The organism is uncultured Hymenobacter sp. (genome assembly GCF_964242765.1).
GTDB lineage: Bacteria > Bacteroidota > Bacteroidia > Cytophagales > Hymenobacteraceae > Hymenobacter.
On record NZ_CAXTBM010000002.1, the window covers coordinates 1 to 23,889 of the forward strand.

21 protein-coding genes and 1 tRNA gene are annotated in these 23,889 nt (G+C 55.2%); 15 read left to right on the top strand and 7 right to left on the bottom strand.

Annotated elements, in window-relative coordinates:
- The 11 genes from ACFE7X_RS00900 to ACFE7X_RS00950 all read left to right on the top strand — a co-directional run.
- Positions 1-2,338, top strand: a 2,338-nt coding sequence (locus ACFE7X_RS00900) for an AIR synthase-related protein (RefSeq protein ID WP_375433768.1), incomplete at its 5' end; no start/stop codon positions are given.
- An 11-nt stretch (positions 2,339-2,349) separates the two neighbouring features.
- Complete coding sequence (locus ACFE7X_RS00905) at positions 2,350-3,228, top strand: phosphoribosylformylglycinamidine synthase subunit PurQ (protein ID WP_375433769.1); 879 nt, start codon at positions 2,350-2,352, stop codon at positions 3,226-3,228.
- A gap of 48 nt (positions 3,229-3,276) precedes the next feature.
- Positions 3,277-4,209 (top strand): phosphoribosylaminoimidazolesuccinocarboxamide synthase, encoded by a 933-nt coding sequence (locus ACFE7X_RS00910; RefSeq protein WP_375433770.1) that lies wholly within the window; start codon positions 3,277-3,279, stop codon positions 4,207-4,209.
- 65 nt (positions 4,210-4,274) lie between these two features.
- Entirely contained in the window at positions 4,275-4,661 is a 387-nt protein-coding gene (locus ACFE7X_RS00915) for a nuclear transport factor 2 family protein (RefSeq protein WP_375433771.1), read from the top strand.
- Positions 4,662-4,666: 5 nt separating this feature from the next.
- On the top strand, positions 4,667-5,194 hold the full coding sequence (locus ACFE7X_RS00920; protein ID WP_375433772.1) for a GNAT family N-acetyltransferase: 528 nt from the start codon (positions 4,667-4,669) through the stop codon (positions 5,192-5,194).
- Positions 5,175-6,467: a phosphoribosylamine--glycine ligase gene (gene purD, locus ACFE7X_RS00925; RefSeq protein ID WP_375433773.1), complete on the top strand. Its 1,293-nt coding sequence runs from the start codon at positions 5,175-5,177 to the stop codon at positions 6,465-6,467. The genes ACFE7X_RS00920 and purD overlap by 20 nt, the downstream gene beginning before the upstream one ends.
- Positions 6,464-7,138 carry a phosphoribosylglycinamide formyltransferase gene (gene purN, locus ACFE7X_RS00930; RefSeq protein WP_375433774.1) on the top strand — a complete coding sequence of 225 codons (675 nt, stop codon included), beginning with the start codon at positions 6,464-6,466 and terminating at the stop codon, positions 7,136-7,138. The genes purD and purN overlap by 4 nt, the downstream gene beginning before the upstream one ends.
- A 91-nt stretch (positions 7,139-7,229) precedes the next feature.
- Positions 7,230-8,738, top strand: a complete 1,509-nt coding sequence (purF, locus tag ACFE7X_RS00935; RefSeq protein ID WP_375433775.1) for an amidophosphoribosyltransferase — start codon at positions 7,230-7,232, stop codon at positions 8,736-8,738.
- A 158-nt stretch (positions 8,739-8,896) separates the two neighbouring features.
- Positions 8,897-10,015: an AIR synthase-related protein gene (locus ACFE7X_RS00940; RefSeq protein ID WP_375433776.1), complete on the top strand. Its 1,119-nt coding sequence runs from the start codon at positions 8,897-8,899 to the stop codon at positions 10,013-10,015.
- Positions 10,016-10,759: 744 nt separating this feature from the next.
- Positions 10,760-11,833 carry an outer membrane beta-barrel protein gene (locus ACFE7X_RS00945; RefSeq protein ID WP_375433777.1) on the top strand — a complete coding sequence of 358 codons (1,074 nt, stop codon included), beginning with the start codon at positions 10,760-10,762 and terminating at the stop codon, positions 11,831-11,833.
- 101 nt (positions 11,834-11,934) lie between these two features.
- Positions 11,935-13,299 carry an ammonium transporter gene (locus tag ACFE7X_RS00950; RefSeq protein WP_375433778.1) on the top strand — a complete coding sequence of 455 codons (1,365 nt, stop codon included), beginning with the start codon at positions 11,935-11,937 and terminating at the stop codon, positions 13,297-13,299.
- A gap of 95 nt (positions 13,300-13,394) precedes the next feature.
- Here ACFE7X_RS00950 and ACFE7X_RS00955 read toward each other — a convergent pair whose 3' ends face one another.
- Together ACFE7X_RS00955 and ACFE7X_RS00960 are read right to left on the bottom strand one after the other, a co-directional pair.
- Positions 13,395-13,946 carry a DUF4468 domain-containing protein gene (locus tag ACFE7X_RS00955; protein WP_375433779.1) on the bottom strand — a complete coding sequence of 184 codons (552 nt, stop codon included), beginning with the start codon at positions 13,944-13,946 and terminating at the stop codon, positions 13,395-13,397.
- 288 nt (positions 13,947-14,234) lie between these two features.
- The gene (locus tag ACFE7X_RS00960) at positions 14,235-14,450 is read right to left on the bottom strand and encodes a heavy-metal-associated domain-containing protein (RefSeq protein WP_375433780.1); all 216 of its coding nucleotides are present in this window, start codon (positions 14,448-14,450) and stop codon (positions 14,235-14,237) included.
- A 198-nt stretch (positions 14,451-14,648) separates the two neighbouring features.
- Between ACFE7X_RS00960 and ACFE7X_RS00965 the strand changes: the two genes are divergently transcribed.
- Complete coding sequence (locus ACFE7X_RS00965) at positions 14,649-15,188, top strand: DUF4240 domain-containing protein (RefSeq protein ID WP_375433781.1); 540 nt, start codon at positions 14,649-14,651, stop codon at positions 15,186-15,188.
- 50 nt (positions 15,189-15,238) lie between these two features.
- On the opposite strand, the gene ACFE7X_RS00970 is transcribed toward ACFE7X_RS00965, so the two are convergent.
- Positions 15,239-16,726: a nicotinate phosphoribosyltransferase gene (locus tag ACFE7X_RS00970; RefSeq protein ID WP_375433782.1), complete on the bottom strand. Its 1,488-nt coding sequence runs from the start codon at positions 16,724-16,726 to the stop codon at positions 15,239-15,241.
- Positions 16,727-16,861: 135 nt separating this feature from the next.
- Here ACFE7X_RS00970 and ACFE7X_RS00975 point away from each other — a divergent pair, with 135 nt between their 5' ends.
- Entirely contained in the window at positions 16,862-17,545 is a 684-nt protein-coding gene (locus ACFE7X_RS00975) for a DUF1345 domain-containing protein (RefSeq protein WP_375433783.1), read from the top strand.
- A gap of 272 nt (positions 17,546-17,817) precedes the next feature.
- On the opposite strand, the gene ACFE7X_RS00980 is transcribed toward ACFE7X_RS00975, so the two are convergent.
- Positions 17,818-18,267 (bottom strand): hypothetical protein, encoded by a 450-nt coding sequence (locus tag ACFE7X_RS00980; RefSeq protein ID WP_375433784.1) that lies wholly within the window; start codon positions 18,265-18,267, stop codon positions 17,818-17,820.
- A gap of 346 nt (positions 18,268-18,613) precedes the next feature.
- Here ACFE7X_RS00980 and ACFE7X_RS00985 point away from each other — a divergent pair, with 346 nt between their 5' ends.
- The gene (locus tag ACFE7X_RS00985; RefSeq protein ID WP_375433785.1) at positions 18,614-19,267 is read left to right on the top strand and encodes a response regulator; all 654 of its coding nucleotides are present in this window, start codon (positions 18,614-18,616) and stop codon (positions 19,265-19,267) included.
- 3 nt (positions 19,268-19,270) lie between these two features.
- Here ACFE7X_RS00985 and ACFE7X_RS00990 read toward each other — a convergent pair whose 3' ends face one another.
- The 3 genes from ACFE7X_RS00990 to ACFE7X_RS01000 form a co-directional block, all read right to left on the bottom strand.
- Positions 19,271-19,630 carry a hypothetical protein gene (locus ACFE7X_RS00990; protein WP_375433786.1) on the bottom strand — a complete coding sequence of 120 codons (360 nt, stop codon included), beginning with the start codon at positions 19,628-19,630 and terminating at the stop codon, positions 19,271-19,273.
- A gap of 192 nt (positions 19,631-19,822) precedes the next feature.
- Positions 19,823-19,894: transfer RNA gene (locus ACFE7X_RS00995), tRNA-Arg, on the bottom strand.
- A gap of 164 nt (positions 19,895-20,058) precedes the next feature.
- A complete protein-coding gene (locus tag ACFE7X_RS01000; protein WP_375433787.1) occupies positions 20,059-21,306 on the bottom strand; it encodes a Pycsar system effector family protein in 1,248 nt (415 codons plus the stop codon).
- A 293-nt stretch (positions 21,307-21,599) separates the two neighbouring features.
- Between ACFE7X_RS01000 and ACFE7X_RS01005 the strand changes: the two genes are divergently transcribed.
- Positions 21,600-23,889: metallophosphoesterase (locus ACFE7X_RS01005; RefSeq protein WP_375433944.1), on the top strand; the 2,290-nt coding region annotated here is incomplete at its 3' end.

The window sequence follows — 23,889 nt, forward strand, 5'->3', positions numbered from 1 at the left end:
CGAGCTGGAAATCCTGGCCCAAACCTGGTCGGAGCACTGCAAGCACAAGGAGTTCAGCGCCGTTATCAAGTACAAGGACGCGGACACTGGCGAGGAGCAGGAAATCGACGGCCTGTTCAAGACCTATATCAAGAACGCCACGTCCGAAGTGGACCGACAACTGCGGGCCAACGGCAACGACTGGCTGATTAAGGTGTTTTCTGACAACGCCGGCGCGGTGCGCATCAACCCCGAGTCGTTGTTTGTGTGGAAGGTGGAAACGCACAATTCGCCTTCGGCCATCGACCCCTACGGCGGGGCCATTACGGGCATCTTGGGCAACAACCGCGACCCGCTAGCTACCGGCATCGGGGGCGCGCGGCTGCTGTTCAACACCAACGTACTGTGCTTCGGCAACCCCGAGTTCAACGGTACGCTGCTTAGCAACCAACTGCACCCGCGCCGCATTTTTGAAGGCGTGCGCAAGGGCATCGAGGACGGCGGCAACAAGTCGGGAGTACCGACGGTGAACGGCGCCATCGTGTTCGACGACCGGTACGCGGGTAAGCCGCTGGTGTATTGTGGCACCGGTGCCGTGATGCCGATGCAGCTGGCCGGGCTGGACTCGTGGGAGAAGAACATTGACGCGCAGGACCGCATCATCATGGCCGGTGGCCGGGTGGGCAAAGACGGTATCCACGGCGCGACTTTCTCTTCGATTGAGCTAGACGAAACCTCACCGGCCACGGCCGTGCAAATCGGCTCCCCGATTACGCAGAAGCTAGCCATGGATTTCCTGGTGCTGGCTACCCGCCGCGGCCTAATTAAGTGCAGCACTGACAACGGCGCGGGCGGCTTATCTTCCAGCATTGGCGAGCTAGCGACCATTAGCGGCGGCGCCGTGGTGGAGTTGGAAAAGGTACCGCTGAAATATCCAGGGCTGCGGCCGTGGGAGATTTTCGTGAGTGAGTCGCAGGAGCGTTTCTCGCTGGCTGTGGAGCCTGCCAAGATGGACGAACTGCTGGCCTTGGGTCGCGAAATGGAAGTGGAGCTGACCGATATCGGTTACTTCACCGCCGACGGCTACCTTGACGTGCGCTTCGATGGCGACTCGGTGGCCCGCCTGAACATGGAGTTTCTGCACAACGGTGTGCCGCGCAAAGTGCTGGAAGCCGAGTGGAGCAACCCGCAAGCTTCGGAGCCGACACTGCCAGCCACTATCGACTATACCGACGTACTGGCCCGCCTGCTAGGCAGCCTCAACATCTGCTCCCGCGAATCGGTGATTCGGCAGTATGACCACGAGGTGAAAGGCCGCACCATCATCAAGCCGTTGATGGGTGCTACCGGTCAGGCGCCGCAAGATGCCGCGGTGGTGCGCTTCAACTTCGATAGTTGGGAAGGCGTGGCCGTGAGCAACGGCATCCTGCCCCGCTTCGGTGACTTGGACGCCTACCATATGTCGGCCGGGGCTTTTGATGAAGCCGTGCGCCAGATTGTAGCAGTGGGTGGCAAGCTGCCTAACCTGAGCTACGGCGACGGTAACTTCTGGTCGGTAAACGACAACTTCTGCGTACCCGATTCGGTGTACGACGCCACTACGAACCCTGATGGTAAGCTCAAGCTAGCCAAGCTGGTTCGGATGTGCGAAGCCCTGCGCGACGCCACGGCCGCTTACTGCATCCCGCTCACCTCGGGCAAGGACTCGATGAAGAACGACTTCAAAGCCGACGGGGTGAAAATCTCGGTGCCGCCGACCGTTCTGTATTCGATGACGGCCAAGATTGAAGACGTTCGCCAGACCGTCACTTCCGACTTCAAGCAAGCCGATGACGTCATCTATCTACTAGGCGAAACCTACGACGAACTCGGCGGCTCGGAGTTCTACCAACTGTTCGGCGAGCTCGGCGCCAACGTGCCGCAAGTGCGCTTCGACAAGGCCAAGGAACTCTACACCCTCATGGGCCAGGCCAACGACCAGCACCTCATCCAGTCCTGCCACGACCTGTCCGATGGCGGCTTGGCGGTGGCGCTGGCAGAAGCCACGTTCGGCCACGGCTACGGTGCCACTGTTGATTTGCCCGAAGGCCAGCCAGTGCAGGTGCAGCTGTTCTCGGAGTCGCACTCCCGGTTTGTGGCCACGGTAGCGCCCGAAGATGTAGTGGCTTTCGAGCAGCACTTCGGTGCCCGCGCCACCCGCCTCGGGGTAGTTACGCCAGACAGTCAGTTGACAGTGCGCCACGCGGGGCAACCAGTTATTGCTGCTAGCACGGCCGTGCTGCGCCACGACTGGACCAACGGTCCGGTGAACCGCATCATTGGCTTCGGCCAGCCAGCAGGAGAGGAGGCCGCCCGATGAACGACCAACACATGAACGATACCAGCCAGAAAGTCCAGGCCCTGATTCTTACGGGCTTCGGCATCAACTGCGAAGAAGAATACGCTGCTGCCTACCGCTTGGCGGGTGCCGAAGCAACCATCGTGCACCTCAACCAAGTGCTGCACGGCCACGTCAGCATCCACGACTACGACATCCTGAACTTCCCCGGCGGCTTTTCCTTCGGTGATGATTTGGGCTCCGGCGTGGTGCTGGCCAACAAGCTGCGCTACCGCAAAAACGCCGAAGGCCGCACGCTGCTCGATGACATCAAGGAGTTCGTGGCCAACGGCAAGTTCGTGATGGGCATCTGCAACGGCTTCCAAGTGCTCGTGAAGCTCGGGCTGCTCCCCAACCTGAGCGGCACCGTAACGCCCGAAGTAACGCTCACGCACAACGCCTCGGGCCGCTACGAAGACCGGTGGGTGCGGCTGAAAGTCAACCCGAAGTCGAATTCACCTTTCCTGAAGGGCCTCGACACCATGGAAGTGCCCGTGCGCCACGGCGAAGGCCGCCTCATCATCTCGGGCACCGACACGCTAACCCACATCGAAGAGCAGGCGCTCAACTGCCTATCCTACACCGACTACGACGGTTCGCCAACCGACGTGTACCCGCACAACCCCAACGGCGCCGACCTCAACTGCGCCGGCCTTACCGATACCACCGGCCAGGTATTCGGGCTGATGCCGCACCCGGAGGCGTTCCTCTCCTTATATAACCACCCCGATTGGGCCCGGCGCAAGCGCCTCAACCCCGGTTTGAGTGAGGAAGGCGACGGGCTGCGCTTGTTCCGCAACATTGTGGAGCACGTACAGAACCAGCGCCAAACCGCCGTTTCGCCGCAGGAAGCCAGCCAGTTTTCATCTTAAGACACCCTCGCAGTTCATCGGCCTTCCGGACCGGCTGACACTTTACCTATGGACACCCTCAACCACTTCGATACTCCTCAACTCGAGCTCCTGCACCGCGGCAAAGTCCGTGATTCGTACCGGGCCCCCTCGGGCGAGCGGCTCATCGTCGTTACCGACCGTTTGTCGGCCTTCGATTCGGTGCTGGAAACGCCGATTGCGCACAAAGGCGCGGTGCTGAACGGGCTGGCGGCTTTCTGGTTCGAAAAGACGCAGCACATCATTCCCAACCACGTTATCAGCCTGCTCGACCCCAACGTCACGTTGGCCATGGAAGCCGAGCCGATTCGAGTGGAGATGGTGGTGCGCAACTACCTCACGGGTTCCATGCTGCGCGGTTACCTGAACGGCCAGCGCACGTTCTCGGGCGTAACCGTGCCGGATGGATTGACCAAGCACCAGCAGTTCCCCGAGCCGATTGTAACGCCGACCACCAAAGAGGAGTCGGACCGCGAAATCACGCCCGAGAACTTGGTATCAGAGGGGTGGGTATCGGCTGAGCTGTACGAGAAGATGCGCGTGAAAGCGCTGGAACTTTTCAACTTCGCTTCGCAGTGGATGTCGGAGCGCGGCATTATCCTGGTGGACACCAAGTACGAGTTCGGTTTGCTGAATGGTGAGTTGATTCTGATTGACGAAATCCACACGCCAGATTCGTCGCGGTTCTGGAGCGCCGAGGATTACGCCAAGAACCCGGAGACGGCCGAGCAGATGGACAAAGAGTACGTGCGCCAGTGGCTGATTGCCAACAAGCAGGACGGCCAGTACCCCCGTGGCCTCACGCCCGAAGTATCGGCCGAAGCCAGCCGCCGCTACCTCGATATCTACGAGCGTATTACGGGTGCGCCGCTGCAAACCGGCAACGAAACCACCACCGATGGTGACGTACGAACCCGCCTCGTAAGCAACCTGGTGCGCGCTGGCATCATGAAAGATGCCTGAACTCGTCAATGCTAATGCCCTCGGACGCTGAGCTACGGGTGCTATAGTCCACTTCTTTAGCCGTCATGGAAACCGTCGCTACTCCAAAGCAAATCGTGTTAGCCTACATCGAAGCGTACAACCGCTTCGATGTAGACGGCATGGTGGCCGATCTGCACGACGAGGTAATGTTCAAGAACATCACCGGCGGTGAAGTGAACCTGACGACGACCGGCAAGGAAAGCTTCCGGCAGCAAGCCGAACAAGCCAAGCAGTATTTCTCGGAGCGGGAGCAGCGCGTCACCGATTGGCAAGTAGCCGAAAACCGGGTGGAAGTTCTGATTGACTACACCGGCGTGGCAGCCATCGAATTCCCGAACGGCTTGAAACCCGGCGACACGTTGCAGATGCAGGGTAAGTCGGTTTTCCAGTTGGAAGGCGGCAAGATTCTTTCCATCGAGGACATCAGCTAATCTAAATGGGCGACTGGAAAGACACGGTGCAGGTGGAACCCCAAGACTTGAAGGCCATAGGGTCCGAGAGTCTGGTTCGGCTTGTTCGTCGTTCGGCCACGCCCGCAGATTTTGAGGTTACGCTAGCCATCAAAAAGCAAGCTCTCGGACCCTATATAGAGCAGGTGTGGGGATGGGAGGATGAGTTTCAACGAGCATTTCACTCCGAGAACTTTAAGCCCAACAGCACTACGCTTCTCTCATATAAAGGACAAGAAATTGGTCTTCTGGAAGCGGAAGAACAGCCCGACTGCTTTTTCATTCAGAGCCTGCTGATTGTAGCTGAATTTCAGGGCAAAGGAATTGGCACCGCTCTTTTAAACGAGTTTATAACCAAAGCTTTGGCAGTAAATAAGCCTGTTCGTCTGGATGTACTACAGGTGAACAAGAGTGCATTGAAGCTCTACCAAAGACTTGGTTTTACCATACGAAACACCACGGAACTGACCTTCCAATTGGTTTTTTCCACACAATATGAAGTCAGCAACTCCTAAAACCATAGTTCTCCTCGGCGGCGGGGCCCGTGAACACGCCATGGCGTGGAAGCTGACCCGCGACGGAGCCACGGTGCACGTGCTGCCTGGCAACGGCGGCATCCCAAACAGCCACCCCGCCATCAGCGCCACCGATTTTCCCGCGGTGCAAAGCTTCTGCGAAGCGCACGACGTGAAGCTGATTGTGGTGGGCCCCGAGGCGCCACTGGCGGCAGGCGTGGTCGATTATTTCGCTGACTCCGATATCCGCGTATTCGGGCCGAGCCGGGCGGGGGCAGTATTGGAAAGCTCCAAGGTGTGGAGCAAGAACTTCATGCGGCGGCACGGCGTCGCTACGGCGTTGTCGTGGCAGTACCGCAGCGACCAGTTGGACGAGGCCCGCGCCAAGGCAGCGGAGCTGGATGGGCAAGTGGTAGTGAAATACGACGGTTTAGCGGCTGGCAAAGGCGTGTATGTGTGCTCTTCCATAGAGGAAGCCGAGCAGGCCCTCACTGATTTGCAAGCCGAACACACCGGCTGGTTCAGCTTCTTGCTGGAAGAAAAACTGTCTGGCCCTGAAATCAGCATCATCGGTATCACCGATGGCAACCGAATCCGGCTGCTGGCTCCTTCCCAAGACCACAAGCAGCTGCTGGCCGGCGACAAAGGCCCCAACACCGGTGGCATGGGCGCCTACTGCCCCGTACCCTTCGCCGACGACAACATCCTGGCCGCTATCCGCACCGATATCGTAGACCCGACCTTGCTTGGTCTGCAAAGTGAGCCGTTCGATTTCAACGGTTTCCTCTATTTCGGCATCATGCTTTCGCCGCAGGGCCCGAAGCTGCTGGAATACAACGTCCGCCTCGGCGACCCGGAAGCGGAAGTGCTGCTGCCCGCTCTGGAAAGTAGCTTGCTGGAGCTCATCGAAGCGACGCTCGATGGCAACCTGGCCCAAACCACCGTTTGGCAGCGGCCCGGCTATTACGTAGGTGTAGTGCTGGCCTCAGGCGGCTACCCGGCTGCAAAGTTTCCTACCGGTTTTCCCATCACCGGCCTCGATGAACTGCACCCCAACATCCTCGCTTTCCACGGCGCCACCCGTCAGCAAGACGGCCAACTGGTAACTTCTGGCGGCCGGGTGATGGTGCTAGTGGGCCAAGGGCAGGAGCTGGAAGAAGCGGTGAAGCTCGTCTACAGTGAAGTAGGAAAAGTTAACTTCCAAGATGCTTATATTCGGAGTGATATTGGCCAACGGCCCGCTCCCGAAATTGCCTTCAATCAAGTACGTTGAGCCAGTTACCGAATCATAGCGCCCCCACCGAAACGTCGGCTTCCGGTTCCCTTCTTGCCAAAGAAGGCGAGCGGCCGGCCGCGCCCAAGCGCCTTGCCATTCTGCTTTCGGGCCGGGGCTCCAACATGGTGGCCTTGGTAAAGGCTGTGCAACAAGGCGAGCTACACGGACTGGCCGAAATAGCCGTTGTGTTCAGCAACAAGCCCGATGCGCCCGGTCTGACCACCGCGGCGGACTTAGGTTGCCCCACGGCTAGACTCGCCTCCCAAGGTTTCAGGCGCCCCGAATACGACGCCGAGGTAGTGAAGCTGCTGCAAACCTACCAACCCGACTACGTGGTGCTGGCCGGTTACATGCGGATTCTGTCGCCGGTGTTCATCCAAGCTTTTGCGGGCCGCATCCTCAATATTCATCCTGCAGATACGCATCAGCATCAAGGACTTCACGCATACGAATGGGCATTTAATAACAGACTTTCGGAAACCAAAATCACGGTACATATGGTTGATGAGGGCCTCGATACGGGCCCCATCCTGGCTCAGCGCACAGTGGATTTGCGCGGGGCCGATACGTTGTCGGAAGTGGAGCGGCGCGGGCTGTTGGTGGAACATGAACTGTATGCCAACACGCTGGCAAAGCTGCTGCGCAGCAAATTAAAAATTGAGAATTAAGAATTAAAAATGGCCTGCTACTTCACCTCACAAGCCTGTTTAAATCACTCAATTCTTAATTCCTAATTCTTAATTCTTAATTGAAAACGCCATGTGCGGAATAGTAGGTTTTTACGGCCCCGATAACGTTGTTCAGGACATCGTGATTGGCCTCACCGCCCTCCAGCATCGGGGGCAGGATGCCGCAGGCATTGCCACCTTCGACGACAATTTTCACCTGCATAAAGGCAACGGCCTGATCAATGACGTGTTCAAGCCCAAGCAGCTCAAGAAGCTGAAGGGCAATATCGGCATTGGGCACGCGCGCTACACCACCCAAGGCTCCAACGATACCGAGTTGGCGCAGCCGTTCACGACCAGCTACCCGTTCGGGTTGAGTATGGTGCACAACGGTAACGTTATCAACTTCCGGCAGGTAGCCAAGCTAATGCATGAGAAGTACCATGTGCTGCCCAAAACCAGCAACGACTTGGAACTCATCATGTACACCTTCGCGTCGGAGTTGCGCCTCAAAAACCTCGACCGCCTGTCCGTGGTGGATATTTTTGATGCCGTAGAGACCACGCAGGAACTGGTGAAAGGCGCCTACGCTACCATCACCATCATTGCCGGCCACGGCTTGCTGGCCTTCAACGACCCGTTGGGCATCCGGCCGCTGGTGCTCGGCCGCCGCGAAACGCCGCGCGGTCCGGTCTACGCCTTCGCCTCCGAAAGCACCTGCTTCGACTACTTGGGCTTCGACTTCATCAAGAACGTCGGGCCGGGACAGGCAGTGTTTATCGACAATGACTTCAAGGTTCACTACAAGAACCCGTACAATCAGCCCAAGAACTTCTGCGTTTTCGAGCACATCTATTTCGCCCGCGAAGACTCCACTATCCATGGCCGCTTGGTGGCCCGGGAGCGGGTGCGGTTGGGTAAGATGCTGGCCCGTAAGGTAATAGAGTCGGGCATCCAGCCGGATATGGTGATTGACGTGCCCTCGTCGGGGTACTTTGCGGCGTCGGGTTTGGCCGAGGCTATCGGGGTGCCGTATCGGCGGGCGCTGGTGAAGAACAACCACATGGGGCGCTCTTTCATCGTGAGCAGCCAGGCCGGCCGCGAAGATGTGGTGAAGAAAAAGCTGAACCCCATCCGCGAGTTTGTAGAAGGCAAGAAGGTAGCGGTTGTCGATGATAGTATTGTGCGCGGTACTACTTCGCGGCGCATCGTGCGCATACTGCGCGAAGCTGGCGCCAAGGAAGTGTACTTCATTTCCAGCGCGCCGCCTATCGTCAGCCCCTGCATCTACGGCATCGACATGGCCATGAGCACCGAGCTGATTGCGGCCAACTACACCGAGCAGGAAATCTGCCAATACATCGAGGCCGACCGGGTTATCTACCAGTCGCTGGAGGATTTGCAGGAGCTGTTCTCGGAAGACAAAGGCCACGGCGGCAGCTGCTTCGCGTGCTTCACCGGCAACTACCCCACCGGCGACGTCACGAAGTACCTGCGCCACATTCAGGAGGAGCGCCAAAGCCACCGCCACGAAAAAAAGGACCGGGGCGAGGCCATTCCCTCAGTTAGCGCTAAGGCTCCGGAGCCAACCGAGCACTAACTAAATTTCTCTGTCATCCTTCATCTAGCGTCCGCTTGCGAAGGACCTTATCACTCCTGAATGATCATTGAGCTAGTATAGTTCTGATGTGGTAAGGTCCTTCGCAAGCGGACGCTAGATGAAGGATGACAGTTACTTTATTTGACTTTACCCCCGCCATGAGCCAGACTTCTGCCGAACCCAATATCAAAGAAACAGCCGGCTATTCCATTGAAGAAGGCAATGCCGCTTCCAAAAATGCGTATCACTGGGCACAGAAAACCTTCAGTACCCGCGCTGGCAAGCCAGGCGAACCAGCCCAATACTTGGCCGGGGGCTTCTCCAATGAAATCCGTTTTGGCAGTGAGCGGCTGGGTATTGGCTCCGATGGTATCGGCACCAAGATTGAAGTGGCCGAGCGCACCAACCGCTACGACACGCTGGGTTACGACCTGATTGCCATGGTGGCCGACGACCTAGTGGTGGCGGGTTTCATCCCTACCAACCTGTCGAACATCATCGACGTGAACACGCTCAATTACGAGGTGGTGGATGAGCTGATGCGCGGCCTGCACGACGCGGCACAGTTCAGCCAGATTGCCGTAACAGGCGGCGAAATTGCCGAGCTGGGCAACCGCATCGGTGGTTATCCTGGCGCCCGCATGAACTTCAACTGGTGCTCGACGGCCGTGGGCGTGTTGCACCCCAGCCTGGAACGCCCATTGAGTGGCGCTAATGTGCGGGCTGGTCAGGCCGTGGTGGCGCTTCGCTCGCCTTCGTTCCGTTCCAACGGCTACTCCTTGGCTCGCCGCGCCCTTACTAAAGCTTTCGGCGAAGCCTGGCACACAGCTCCCTACACCGGCTCCGATGCCGCCGAAATGGGAAATACCTGGGGCGAGGTGATGCTGGCTCCCTCGCTCATCTTTGCGCCCGGCGTGGGAGCGGTGCTGGATGCGGGCCTGCCCCTGCATGCTGCCGCGCACATCACTGGCGGCGGCATTGCTGACAACTTCAAGCGCGTACTTAAGAGCGGCGTAGGCGCTGAACTAACCAACCTCTTCGAGCCGCTGCCCGCCATGCAGCAGCTAGCCGAGTTGGCCGGCATCACGCCCACGGAGGCTTACCTCTATTGGAACATGGGCAATGGAATGCTGCTCGTAACCGACGAAAACCAAGCCGAAGCCGTAGCTGCCCAACTCCAAGCCGCTGGTTACCAAGCCCAAGTAGCTGGCCGCATCACCGCCGAACCTGGTGTTTGCTTGCGCGTAGGAGCCGGCGAGCTGAACTACGCGGGGTAACTTTACCACTTGGTAGTATATGGTAGTTGAAGTATCACCCCAGGCTTGCAAGGGTAGAGGAGCTAGAAATAGCTGACATAGCAACAGAAGGCTGTAGCTTCAATTATCAAGAAAATCAGGGCGCAAAGAAGAAGCCTGACATCTCGCAGATGTCAGGCTTCTTCTTTTAAATGACGTCGGCCGATCCGCAAACCATAATCTACGGCGTAAGCATTTTGAAATAAAGGGCACGCATACCAAAGAGCAAGGAGAACTATAGCAGAGGATCAATTTTTAGATGGTGCGGTTCAAGTTTTAGGGCTGATTTTAGCTTTTATTGTAATAATTGGCGTGATATACCTAAAATTTCATGGGTATATGCTGTATTTACTATGATGTTTGTATATATTGGCCTTAGAATTTAAGGCAATATTAGAATGCGTTGCACAAACTGCTGTTGTTCGAGCTACTTTATTGAATTAGCTGCTCGCCCATGACAGTAGTGCTGGTACTTCTAGCAAGCACTAGAGATGACAGCCACCGACTCACAATCCACCTGAGTGAGTTAACTAAAAAGCATTTTCAAGGAGAGCAATAAGTGTGCTTCCCGGTCTAGGTACGGGGTGTGGTAGAACAACCAACAACTGCCCCTCATGCTATTCATTCGGGGAGTAATGATGAAAGTAACACGCACGCATGAGTGGCCTATGCCGGTATGCCCATTCGCGCTACACTTTGCCATTAATCACTCATAATCCGAATAGTATGCTGCTTTTTACCGCTGCCATTGCTTTGTGCGCACCGCTTTCCTCCGAGCCGGAAGATTCCGTCAAGACCTCACCAGATTCCGTCAAAACTTCGGCTTTCAAAATATCCGGCTACGCCGACGCCTACTACCGCTACAACTTCAACAACCCCAATGAGGCTCCTTACAACAACCTAACGAGCTTCACCAACAGCCATAAATCCTTTGAATTGGGCATGATTTCGGTGAAAGCCGAGCACACCATTGGCAAAGTAGGCCTAGTAGCGGATGTAGGATTTGGACGCCGGGCCGAAGAGTTTTCCTACAACGACAGCAACACCCGCTTCGCCATCAAGCAGCTGTTCATAACCTATTCGCCCACCGCCAAAATCAAGATTACCGGCGGTAGCTGGTCCACGCATATCGGGTACGAATCAGTGGATCCTTACCTAAATCGGAATTACAGCATGAGCTATATGTTCTCGTATGGCCCCTTCTTTCATACGGGGATAAAAGCTGATTTCGGGCTCGGTGAGAAAACCAATCTGATGGTGGGCGTAGCCAACCCGACCGACCTGAAAAGCGCAAGCAGCATGCCCAAAACCTTTATTGCGCAATTGGCCACCGGCTCGGCTGATGACAAGGTAAAGGCTTATTTCAACTACCAAGGGGGCGCGCAGCACGATTCCCTGCGCGTGCAGCAAGGCGACTTAGTGCTAACCTATGCGCTATCGAGCCAAGTAAGCTTCTCCTACAACGGAACCATGCAGTACCGGCAGTTCCGCAGCGAAACCGGCTGGGGCGACTACGACGCCTGGTGGGGCAGCGCCTTATACGTCAACCTCGACCCGGTTCCTTGGTTCGGAATGACCTTGCGCGGCGAATATCTGGGAGATAAAAAGGCAATTCTGGGATTCGATGGGAACGTCTTTGAATCCACGCTTTCCTCGAATTTCAAAATCGATAACCTCACCATTATCCCGGAGCTGCGACTCGATAATGGGGATGTAGAGTCGGATTTATTTATCAACAAATCAGGCAGCCTCAAGAAAACAACGGTGAGTGCGCTGCTAGCCGCCGTCTATAAATTCTGATTGGCCTCGGAAGTAAACGCTTGAACTCAACGGGCATAGCATTATCAACACAGTTCACTTCACGCTGAAAAGCCTGTAGTACTTCACCCAATTCTCTGACCATGGAAAAGTCATTACCATCTAAGTTCAATTACGGGACGCTGGCGCTCATCGTCTTATTTATTCTGGGGGGCATTGCGGCGTTTGTAAAAGTGGAGCATCCGGCGGCGGTGGCAGGCTCTATCAATGGGGCCGACGTGGCCTGGATGCTGACGGCCTCGGCCTTCGTGCTGCTCATGACGCCGGGCTTGTCGTTTTTCTACGGCGGAATGGTGCGGCCTAAGAACTTGATTTCTACCATGCTCCAGAGCTTTGTGGCTCTCGGCGTAATTTCTTTGGTGTGGTATTTCGTGGGCTTCTCGTTGGCCTACGGCAACTCGATAGGTGGCCTCATCGGTGACCCGCGCACGTTCCTGCTGCTCAAAGACGTGGGTACGGCCACCCACCCGACGTTGTCACCCACCATTCCGCTGATTCTGTTCTTCGCTTTTCAGCTCAAATTCGCCATCATCACCCCGGCCCTCATTACCGGTTCGTTTGCCGAGCGGGTGCGCTTTAAGGGGTACCTGGCGTTTATCATCCTGTTCTGTTTGTTCATCTACTGCCCGCTGGCCCACTGGACTTGGCACCCCGATGGTTTCCTGCGCAAGTGGGGCGTGCTCGACTTCGCGGGCGGTACGGTGGTCCACATTTCGGCCGGGGTAGCGGCTTTGGTTGGCGCATTGGTGCTGGGTCCGCGCAAAACGCACCGTGGCCAGTCTTTCTCTACGCCCAACGTGCCGTTCGTGCTGCTAGGTACCGGCTTGTTGTGGTTTGGCTGGTTTGGCTTCAATGCTGGCTCGGCCCTCGGCGCCAACGAAATGGCTTCCTTGTCGTTCGTGAACACCAACTTGGCGTCGGCGGCGGCGCTGGTGGCTTGGATGCTGATTGAGGTGGCCCGCGGCGGCAAGCCTACAGCTATGGGCGCCTGCATTGGCGCAGTAGTAGGCCTGGTCGCCATTACGCCCGCCGCCGGTTATGTCGATTACGGGCAGAGTATTCTGATTGGAGTGGTGGCTTCCACCATCAGCTTCATGGGCGTGCACTGGAAGAACAACCGCACTGGCATCGACGACACGCTGGACGTGTTTCCTTGCCACGGCCTGGGCGGCATCGTCGGGATGTTGCTAACGGGGGTATTCGCCGCTAAAGTAGGATTGGTGAACGGCACAGCTACCATCTTCAACTACCACTTGCTGGGCTTGGCCATCGTAATTGGCTACACCTTCATCGTGTCGTGGGTGCTTTTGAAACTCACCGATTCGCTGTTTGGCCTGCGAGTAAAAGAAGCCGACGAAGAACTAGGTCTCGACCTGAGCCAGCACGAGGAATCCACTTACCACGTAGACGAAGAATTCGAGAAAACCTACCGCAAAGAATTGGTGTAGCCAAAGGCCATTCAGATAACGACAACAAACTTAGTTACCAACACAAAGCCAGCATTCCGTTTGGAGTGCTGGCTTTGTGCATTAGGTTGGTGTGGCTAGAGCTGCGTGGTCAGACTAGTGGGTTTGCCTTGCATGGCTACGTTGAGGCTATCAAGCACTGCCCGCAGATGCGTATCGACTTGCGTAAGCTTTTTGTCCCGGCTCTTGCGTGGTCTGGTGTACACAAGCGCCTCAATGGGGGTGGTTATTGGATCGGGCGAGCTGTATTTGCCTTGGCGGGCAGTCTGGGGTTGGGTGTGCGTGATGTGGTCGAGTTGATAGGTGTAGCTTCCGTTGTCAACTGACACGGCAAGCCGGAACCCAAACGACTCCTGGCCTTTCTTGATGCTACCCCGCAACTGCAGGGCTCCAGTTTCTGGATTTATATGGCTAACTGAGGCTTTATAATGCGGTGCCACTCGGGTTGCCCACTGCTTAGCGCGCGTAAAAAGCTGATCTTTCGTTGTGTCCGTTACGGGTATTACGGCGGTGTAGACTGCCGTATTCGTTGTCGTATTTAAAGGGAGTGGAGAAAACCTAAATGGCGTTTGTTGAGCACTTGCCACGCCGCCTAGCAGCATCAGCAAGAAGAGGAGATAGACTTTCATGGGGGAGGGAGGGGAAGGGAGTGGGAGCGGGCATATAGTATTCAATAAAAGCGTTTCAAGCATTTTACGCACAAGCAGAAAGGATGTCTACCAAAATACTGCTTTCGATAACGCAGCGGCGCTGTGCCATCGGTACACCGTTCAGCTGCAACAGACTTGTTGGTGGCCGAAAGCCTAACCCGTTTAGGTAGCTGAGTGAAAGCAGTTCCAAACTACACGGGGTGAAAACAAAAACGGTCTGACAGTAATCGGAGTAACTGTCAGACCGCGCAAAGTAAGCGTGAAAAGTTATTTTGTTACGGGCTCGATGTCAAAGCCGGCTTGCGCCACGGCTTTCATTACTAGTTCGGGAATTACGTTTTCACCTTCCACCGTCAAGACTTTATCGGGGTTATTGGTGTCCACGTTCCATTTTTTTACGCTTGCTTCGGCATCGAGGAAAGGCGTAACGGCACGCAGGCAATTGGCGCAATTGATGCTGGTTTTGAATTGTAAGGTTGGCATGACAGAGGTCTGGTTGAGGCTAGCTGCCCGAAAAGCAGCTGGCATTGTATGAATTACACTATAACAGAAAAGACACCGCAAAAGTAGCGGCAAGTGCAGCGCTAGCAGGTATACGCTTTGGTTGCTGAAGTGTAGAGTTTTGGTGTACTTCGCCGGTAGTAACTACAGCTTATACTTCAGCTTAATAACCTACCGCAAGTGGATAAAAGAGAGTTCTGGCAGTTGATAGAATCTGCGAAAGAAGTATCTAAGGGTGACCAGACGCGGCAAGAGCAGGCACTAATCAATAGCTTAGCTCAATATGAGCCCCAACAGATTGTCGAATTCGAGTGCATGCTGCGTGAGTATTTGATTGAGGCCGACGACTTTAACGTTATGGCTGCTCAGAAAATACTCAACGGCTACGTAACCGATGATTCCTATCTGTATTTCCGGTGCTGGCTGATTGGCCAAGGGGAAACGGTGTTTACGAATGCGCTACGCAACCCCGATACTCTGGCAACTGTCGTACAAGCTCCTTATCAGGATTTCGAAGAACTGCTTTACGTTGCCACCGCAGCATACGAACAACACACCGGTAAAAAGGCAGATGACGATACAGAAGATGCCTTCCCTAGAAGTGTGGCCTCTGCCCGCGGACTAGATTACGACTCTGGCTCCGCCACGAAAGGCGAGGACTGGACGGAAAACCAGCTTCCTAAGATGCTGCCGAAGCTGTGGAAGAAGTTTGGCGTGTAGCCTAACAAGCAAAGCGCCCCGAGTGTGTCAGACTCAGGGCGTTTTTTTGTCTACGCCGGGCGTTGTGGGCGCTTTTCCAGAATCAGATTGGTGCGGAAAGTGTTCAGGCTTTCCTCTAAACCTACAGGGTAGGTATGCGGATTCAGGAAGCGGCGGGTGCTCGGGTCGAGGCTTTGCACCTCGCGCTGGGCGTGGGCGCGGCTTTCGGCTAGGGTAGGCAGGTCGAGTACGCGGCGACCCTCGCGGAACACTGGCTCCAGCAGCTCCCGGAAATTAGTGGAGCGGATGGGCCGGCGGCGCGTCGGGTCCACTGGGTCGATGATGGTGAGTTGCTCGGGCAGCGGCTCCGTGGTATTATAGAGCATGTCGGCGCGGGGGTGGCCTTTCTCGTTGAGATAGCGCCGCACCTGCAAGATGCCGGGAATGCTGGTTTTGGCGAGCTGCTCGGAAAGCTTCAGGGTGAAGTCCCACTCCGAGTTATCGGCGTTGCGCAGGGCGGCCAGCTTGTAGACGCCACCAAGCGCGGCTTGGTTGTAGGCCGTAACTAGCTGCGTGCCAACGCCCCAGGTATCAATGCGGGCGCCTTGCAGCTTGAGGCTGGTAATGAGGTTTTCTTCGAGGTCGTTGCTGGCAACGATGCGCGTTTTGGGGAAGCCGGCCTCATCAAGTAAGGCGCGGGCTTCGCGGCTCAGGTAAGCCAAATCGCCGGAGTCGAGGCGGATGCCGCCGAGTTCGTGGCCGTTGGCGCGCATCTGCCGGGCCACACTAATAGCATGGCGCACCCCTTCCAGCGTATCGTATGTGTCTACCAAAAACACCGAATCATCAGGAAAAGCTTTGGCATAAGCGGCAAAGGCGGTGGGCTCGTCCTCGAAGGCCATCACCCAACTGTGCGCGTGGGTGCCCTTCACCGGAATGCCGTAGCGCTGCCCCGCTAGCACGTTGGACGTGGCATCGACGCCGCCTAAATACGCGGCGCGGCTGGCACCCAAACCACCATCAAACCCTTGGGCCCGGCGCAAGCCAAACTCCAGCACCTGGTCGGTAGGGCCAGCGGCCTCGCGGATGCGGGCGGCTTTGGTGGCAATCAGGGTCTGAAAGTTAACCAGCGTTAGCAACGCTGTTTCCAGTAGCTGCGCCTGCAACAAGGGGCCGCGGACCCGAATCAGTGGCTCGTTGCCGAACACTACTGTGCCCTCAGCAATGGCTTCCACGTCGCAGGTAAATTTCAGTTCGCGCAGGTACTGAAGAAAATCGGCGGGGAACAAGGTGGCGCCTTTGCTGCCTTGCAAGCTGCCAAGGTAGGTCAAGTCGCCTTCCGAGAAGTGGAAGTTTTCCAGCCAATCGACGGCCAGGGCCAGACCGGCCGCCACCGCGTAGCCGCCTTGAAACGGCGTTTTTCGAAAATACAGATGGAATACAGCTTCCCGGTCTTGCATGCCCTGCTGCCAGTAGCCATAGGCCATGGTGAGCTGATAGAGGTCGGTGAGGAGGCTGAGCGAGGGCGCGTAGAGGCCCGAGAGTGGAGCAAGATTCATTGGCAGAAACAACAAATAGTGCCCCAAGGTACGGGGTGTAACTATATTGGTGCTAGCTCGCCTGCTTCGGCAGTGCAACGGCTTCCGGCAACAATCCGGTAGCTTCGAGTATTCCACTGCTTGCTTGGTTGCTACATGCCCACTCCTGCATTCCGCCTGACGCTGCTGCACCGCATTGGCTTGCTGCCCACTTGGTTGCGGCTGTCGTTGGGTTTGCTGCCGGCGCTGGCCTCGTTTCTGTTCACTCCCGTTTCCTGGCATCCCATGGCGCGCCTCATAACTGCTTGGGACGCCTTTGCGCTTACAACTTTGGTGCTGGCTTGGGGCATTATTATGAGCGCTGAAGTGGCGCATATCCGCCGCTTAGTGGCCCGCGAAGATCCTGGCCGCCGCCTTTTATTCGCTTTCGTGCTGGTGGCGGCCAGTAGTAGCTTATTGGCAGTGGTCTACCTGCTTTCGGCAGTGCATGCCGGTGATGGCTACATGCGCTATGTGCATGTAGGATTGGCTATTGCAGTCGTAGTGATGAGTTGGTTGCTGGTACACACCGTTTTTACGCTCCGCTATGCGCATATTTTCTATGATGCGGGTGCTGGCCGGCCGGAAGGTGGGCTAGAGTTTCCTGGCAACGAAAGAGAGCCTGATTATTTCGACTTTGCTTATTTCTCGTTTACTATTGGCATGACGGCTCAAACGGCCGACATCAGTATATCGAGCCACAAACTACGGCGGCTTGCGCTGCTTCACGGATTACTCTCGTTCGGCTTCAATACGGTGGTATTAGCACTTGCAATTAGTGGTCTAGCTGGGCTAATTTAATAGCTCAACAGTATTGGTGAGCACGCAAGAAATTGCCTTAACAAAATTTAATTACTGCACCGGTTAAAGAGCTGAACATGTGCCGCCAGCACAAGTATGCTTATTTAAGTAACGCTAAAATTGTAAAGCGTTTTCTGTGAAATACACGTCACTAATATCGAGCACCGAAATAATGCAAGGCTTTGCAAGCAGTGCTTTGCAACAAGTAATGCCAATTATTAATCCAATGGCATAATGCCCGCCGCCATAGTGGAGCCTGACTGCATTTGTTGCTAGGCCGCCAACCGCTGACGGGTAGCGTGCAGGTTACGACAATATAAAGAAGCATCAAGCAGCGTTGCCAGCATAAGGGGCTGCGAAGAAACTGGCAATTCGAGTACTGCTTGCTGAGTTCGATCTTCCAAATGGCACAGAACCAATGGGATATGCTGATGACGCAGCCGAACGCAGAAATCACCTAACAGCTGTATTACGGCTTTCGAAGGATGGTGAAATTCACTGCAATCCACCCACACATTGGTTTTGCCACTATCTCCAGCCCGATGCAAAGCCCGCTTTAGAGCTTCTGGTTCGATGGTGCGCTGCTCATCAGTCAGAATCAATAAATAGCTGTCGGGTAGAATCTCGCGATACACGTTCATCATGGCAACAAACTTAAAAATTATACTCTGGTGAAGTCCAATTAAAGAAGAGCTAATTTTTGCGTTCTGCAAAGGCGTCATATAAGCAGCTGTTTACTCTGCTATTACCTTCACTATTTTCCATCCTTACTTCTATTTACAGACCATTCACTACTATTGTAAAGTTACCATATTTATCACTAAAGCAAAGTAAGTTTAAATACTTATTCTGATTGCGAGATTACTACTCATTGAGTATTGCAAACAGAACCAACACAAAACATAATTGCTCATTTGGTATCAATCCGCTTGAAAAGGGCGTATAGCCTTGGCTTGTTGATTGCTGCTGTTCCTGCGCATGGCTGAACCTTCTTGCTGCGCAAAGCAATTGATAGTGCACCTACATTGCTCCGATTGTTCCTTTGTTCCTTATCAGCACCTTGCCGCTATGATCCGAGTTTTGCTAACCGACGACCACACCATTCTGCGCGATGGTATTCGGGCATTGCTAAGTTTACAGCCCGACTTAGAAGTGGTGGGCGAAGCTAGCAACGGCCAGGAACTGCTCGACTTATTGGCCACCACGCCCACTGATGTGGTCTTGATGGACATCAATATGCCCGTCATGGACGGTTTTGCCACCATGGAGCATCTGCGCGAACAGTACCCAGAAGTGCGGGTGCTCGTGCTGTCTATGCTTAACCACGAAAACTACGTGCATCGCATGATGGAAGCCGGGGCTACTGGTTACGTGCTCAAAAACGCCGACATTGCCGAAATTACCTACGGCATTCGAACAGTGGCAAGCGGACGACCTTTCTTGTGCACGGAAATAGGTATGGATATGCTCTTCAAGATCGTGCGCAACACGGCATCACCAATTGATACGGTGCGCCCTAGATCAGGTGATTTATCTAAACGGGAGTTGGAAGTGCTCCGCCTTATATCGGAAGGCATGACCAATGCAGAAATAGCCGATAAGCTATTCACCAGCAAACGCACCATTGAGACGCATCGCCAGAACATAATAGAGAAAACCCAGGCCAAGAATACAGCAGCCCTTATCAAATATGCTGTTTCCAACGGCTTGCTTGGCGAGTAAATGTCAGGGAGCAGGCATTTCGCCTACCAGAACCTCCGCCGGGTAAGCGCCCGGTGCGTATTCGAGCTGCTGCCCTAGCCGCTCCACAGCCGATTGAAAGGATTCCTTGGCGGTTGGAAAGCCAGGCATAGCTCCAGCGGCACCATGGTAGTTGCGATACGCGGCATGAGGCGTTTCAAGTTGTGCCACCAAGCTCGCAGCTTCGGCCTCGGAAATGAAGGCAGGGTTGCCGCGCCACAGGGGCCGATAACCTGGTTCTTGAACTAATTCGTTGTGCTTGAAATAGAGCGGTACCCCATCGGGCACGGCATACAGGTACACCCGACGACCGTCTGGCGTCGAGCACAAAAAAAGGGATTCCATTACAGTAAACTAATGTTGCAAAAGGTAGGAGCGTGGTAATCAGGGCGTACGGTAGCTACGAGGGGACGTAAACAGCCGATTTTTTGATTAAACAAGTTGAATACTAATATTTCAACCTGCAAATAAATTATCTCTATTAAAGAACTAGTGCAAAAAAATACCCTCCCTGCTGGCAGCAGAGAGGGTTAAACGTAGCCCCGGCGAGAATCGAACTCACATCTAAAGTTTAGGAAACCCTTATTCTATCCGTTGAACTACGGGGCCAGCAGATGTGCCGACAAAGGTAATCCGAATCGGGAAGATAGCCCAAGTTGAAAAGTAGTAAGACAGTAAACCCAATAAAACGGAGAGAAGTGAAGCGAGTGGATAAGAATATCCGGCGCTTCACTTCTCTTGTTCTGTATGACTTAAGCCCCCATCTAAAGACGTTACATTTTGTAAAGCAATGCAATACCAAAGGAGAGCGAAGTCAAGATTAAGCCAACCATAAAAATGCTGTAGCTGATGCGTAGGAGCCGGTATTTGCGGGTTAGCACGTCGCCGAGATAATAGATGTCGGTTACCATGTTGGTATACAGGGCTTCTTTGTCGCTCATAATTTGGTTCATCCCCGAATGGAAGGAATCGAGGGTGAGCTTGCTGAAGTTGCCGAAGAAGAGCAGGTTTACGCGGCGGTTAGTGGCAATCTGAGGGCTTTTCTTCAACCATTTAAAGCTAGTTACATCGGGCTGAGCGCACAGAATAGCCGTCACAACCGAGCCTAGGGCTGTGGCCAGCAGCAAGCCGATAGGAATGGTAAGCACCGGGTTGTTGACGATGGTAGGGCTGAGCACACCCGACTTGGTACCGGCCTTTGCGCCCAGGTAAGTGATGATGACCGAGAGCAGCACCGCGTTCAAGCTAATCATCATGTTCGCCTTTTTGTCGGCCATGTCCGAGAGCTTCATGTGGTTGCTGTACATGGTCCGGAACATGGTCTCGACGCCGCGTTTGGGTTCGGCAAACGTACCAGTGGCTTCTTCCTCTTTCTTTTTCTTCTTTTTCTCGGTTTTCTTGAGCAGGTCACGCTGCTCCTTCACGTTGGCCTTAAACTGCTCCTGGTACCGAGCTTTGGCGGCTGGCGTCAGAAATTTAGCCGACGTTAGGAAGTCTAGCTGCGACTCGGCCCACTCCACGTTGGAGTAGGTTTTGCCTAGCGTAGTTTCCCACTCAGCGCGGAGCAGCTCGGCGTTGGCGAAAAATTCTTCGCGGCCCATGCCGCTCATGTCGGCATCCTTGAGCAGCTTCTGCAATTCAGTTTCGCAAGGTTCGTTGCGGTGCGTCCCCCTGATTACGTCTTTCACTACCTGAATCCGCGGCTCGGAGTAGCCCTGCTCGCGCAGCCAATTTTCGGCTAGCGCCATACTGCGGTACTCGTGGCCATCGTTAACTTCGATGTAGCCGGTATCGTGAAACCAGGCGGCCAGCAGTAGGGCTTCCTGGTCGGGGGCATCTAGGCCTGAGTCCTCGCCTAGAGTGCGGGCCTCTTTCACTACAGCAATAGTGTGCTTCAGGGAATGATAAACAAGCTGAGGAGGGAGCTTTTCCTCCATCAGCTTTGTAACAAAGGCTTTGGCCTGCTTTAAGATTTCAGATCGTTCGGCCTTAGCCGGTTGGAGCGTGACGGTAGGTTCCATTTTAAAGGCGAGGGGTGAGCGGCGGTAGCGGGGCAGCACCCCTAACCGACTTTGAACGCGAATTGGATGGTGAGGTTTTTATACGCTTACCTCAACCGTGAATCATAGGTTTGCGTAGGGCAGGCATTCCTGGCTTATTGAAGCTTGTCCTCAAGCAGCCGTTTCAGTAAGTTACTCGTATTTCTGATAACTACGCCCACTAATGCTTGGTTTATGCATCGGGCTCCAAGCTTGCTTTTTCTCTCTATTGCCTCTTTATGAAGCGTCTTTTCTTGTCTTGCGGTTTGGTCTGGATGGTCGGCAGTGCCACTGTATGGGCACAAAAACCTGTCCAGACTCCGCATCCCATCCGGCCGAATTATGCCAAGGGTGGTGAAAATTGGAAATCAAAAACTCCGCCTGACAGTTCCCGAATCACGTATTCCGTCTTTCTGATCGGCGATGTTGGCAAGCCCGAATCCTCGGAGAAGGGCGGTGAACCTTCTTTAAACTATATGCGCAAGCAGCTTTTGGCCGCCGGAGCCAAAAGCACCGCCATCTACCTCGGCGACAACATCTACGAGAACGGAATGCCGGAAGAGGGCGCTTCCGACCGCGAGGAATCAGAGCGGCGCATCGTCGATCAGTTGAACGTGTTGCGCAACTACCCCGGCGAGAAATACATGATTCCGGGCAACCACGACTGGAAGCAGGGGAAAAACGGCGCTGTAGACCAAGTGAACCGTGAGCAGCGCTTCGTGGAAAACTTCATGTCCAACGATTCGGCGGCTTTCTCTTATACCGGCGACTTCTTTATCCCGCGCGACGCGTGTCCGGGCCCGTTCGAGGTGCGCCTACAGGACAACTTGGTGATGATTGCCATCAACTCGCAGTGGTTTTTGCAGGGAGAAGGCGAGCGGCCCTACGGCGCTAACAGCGGCTGTGGAGTAGCCAATGAAACCGATTTCTTCACTCAGTTAGAAGATATTATCGAGCGCAACAAGGACAAGAATATCATGGTCATCGGGCACCATCCTATTCAGTCCGATGGCATTCATGGTGGCTTCTTCACGGTGGCCGACCATTTATTTCCGCTCTCTATTGTAGCGAAGTATGCCTTCGTGCCGTTGCCCATCGTTGGGTCGGTGTATCCGTTTGCGCGCAAGTACGGCGGAATCAGCCAGGACATCCCGCACCCACTCTACCAGGCGTATAAGAAAGGACTGGAAGACGTGTTTGCCAAGCACCCAAACATTATTTACGCCTCGGGGCACGAGCACAACCTCCAGTATTTCCGGATGCCAACCTACCACCAGATTGTGAGTGGCTCGGGTTGCAAAACCCAGCATACCCGCACTGGTAGCGGCGCTAATGCTAACTTTTCGGACAAGGAGAAGGGCCTAGCTCGCGTAAATTACTACGATGATGGCCAAGCCTGGGTGGAGTATTGGATTCCGAACGGCCGGGGCGAAACGGCTCGTCTCGTGTACCGCACGCCGCTTTATGCCCAGCCGGTAGCCGCTGCCACCGAAGCAGCCCCGGTGGCCTCGACCGGGCCCCGCCCCAACTTCAAGGACAGCACCATCACGCTGGCCGTGAACACCCGGTACGCCGACCGGAGCAAATTTCACAAGTCGTTGTTTGGCCAGCACTACCGCCAAGAGTGGGCCACGCCCGTGAAATTTCCGGTGCTAGACCTTGCCACTGAGCAAGGCGGCCTCACGCCATATAAGATTGGTGGGGGCAAGCAAACCGCTTCGCTGAAAGTGCGCAACGAGGAAGGCCGCAACTTCACTATTCGGAGCCTCAACAAAGACCCAGGCGCTGTGCTGCCCGAAGCGTTGCGCACCGGAGCCGCCGCCGATATTCTGCAAGACCAGATATCGGCGCAGCACCCCTACGGCTCTCTTGCAATACCGCCGCTGGCTACGGCGGCGGGCATTTTGCACACCAATCCCGAACTCCGCTATATCCCGCAGGATCCCTTGCTCGGGCAGTACCTCGACCGTTTCTCGAACACGCCCGGTGCTATTGAAGAGGACGCCAAAGACGACCAAAGCAATGTGGCCTCGTTGGGCAACGCCGAGAACCTGGTGGGCACCGACAAAGTGTTCGAGCGCCTCGTGGACGACAACGACAACCGCGTCGATGAAAAAGCGTTTGCCCGCTCGCGCCTCTTCGATATGTGGATTGGCGACTGGGACCGGCACGAAGACCAGTGGCGCTGGGCCGAGAAAAAGGACAAGGAAGGCGACCGGAAATTTACGGCTGTACCCGAAGACCGGGACATTGCCTTTTTCAAGGGCGACGGCTTGTTTCCGTACCTAGCCTCGCGCAAGTGGGCTATCCGCAATTTCCAGAATTTCGGGAAAGATTACGCCGACTGGAAGGGCCTCAACCTCACGGCCCTCAGCAACGACCGGGTGTACCTGGCTTCCGTCACGAAAGAGCAGTGGGTGAAACAGGCGCAAGAACTAAAGGCTTCGCTCACCGACGCTGTTATCGAGAAAGCCTTCCGGGAGCGGTGGCCCAAGCAGATATACGATCTGCAGGGCCCCGAAATTGTAGCCAAGCTGAAAAGCCGCCACGACCTGCTACCCGAGT

Coding starts and splice junctions, on each gene's coding strand:
- ACFE7X_RS00905 (WP_375433769.1), top strand. CDS start 2,350: ATGAACGATACCAGCCAGAAAGTCCAGGCCCTGATTCTTACGGGCTTC.
- ACFE7X_RS00975 (WP_375433783.1), top strand. CDS start 16,862: ATGCCCACTCCTGCATTCCGCCTGACGCTGCTGCACCGCATTGGCTTG.
- purD (WP_375433773.1), top strand. CDS start 5,175: ATGAAGTCAGCAACTCCTAAAACCATAGTTCTCCTCGGCGGCGGGGCC.
- ACFE7X_RS00970 (WP_375433782.1), bottom strand. CDS start 16,726: ATGAATCTTGCTCCACTCTCGGGCCTCTACGCGCCCTCGCTCAGCCTC.
- ACFE7X_RS00985 (WP_375433785.1), top strand. CDS start 18,614: ATGATCCGAGTTTTGCTAACCGACGACCACACCATTCTGCGCGATGGT.
- ACFE7X_RS00940 (WP_375433776.1), top strand. CDS start 8,897: ATGAGCCAGACTTCTGCCGAACCCAATATCAAAGAAACAGCCGGCTAT.
- ACFE7X_RS00955 (WP_375433779.1), bottom strand. CDS start 13,946: ATGAAAGTCTATCTCCTCTTCTTGCTGATGCTGCTAGGCGGCGTGGCA.
- purF (WP_375433775.1), top strand. CDS start 7,230: ATGTGCGGAATAGTAGGTTTTTACGGCCCCGATAACGTTGTTCAGGAC.
- ACFE7X_RS00945 (WP_375433777.1), top strand. CDS start 10,760: ATGCTGCTTTTTACCGCTGCCATTGCTTTGTGCGCACCGCTTTCCTCC.
- ACFE7X_RS00980 (WP_375433784.1), bottom strand. CDS start 18,267: ATGACGCCTTTGCAGAACGCAAAAATTAGCTCTTCTTTAATTGGACTT.
- ACFE7X_RS01000 (WP_375433787.1), bottom strand. CDS start 21,306: ATGGAACCTACCGTCACGCTCCAACCGGCTAAGGCCGAACGATCTGAA.
- ACFE7X_RS00915 (WP_375433771.1), top strand. CDS start 4,275: ATGGAAACCGTCGCTACTCCAAAGCAAATCGTGTTAGCCTACATCGAA.
- ACFE7X_RS00950 (WP_375433778.1), top strand. CDS start 11,935: ATGGAAAAGTCATTACCATCTAAGTTCAATTACGGGACGCTGGCGCTC.
- ACFE7X_RS00920 (WP_375433772.1), top strand. CDS start 4,667: ATGGGCGACTGGAAAGACACGGTGCAGGTGGAACCCCAAGACTTGAAG.
- ACFE7X_RS00990 (WP_375433786.1), bottom strand. CDS start 19,630: ATGGAATCCCTTTTTTTGTGCTCGACGCCAGACGGTCGTCGGGTGTAC.
- ACFE7X_RS00910 (WP_375433770.1), top strand. CDS start 3,277: ATGGACACCCTCAACCACTTCGATACTCCTCAACTCGAGCTCCTGCAC.
- ACFE7X_RS00960 (WP_375433780.1), bottom strand. CDS start 14,450: ATGCCAACCTTACAATTCAAAACCAGCATCAATTGCGCCAATTGCCTG.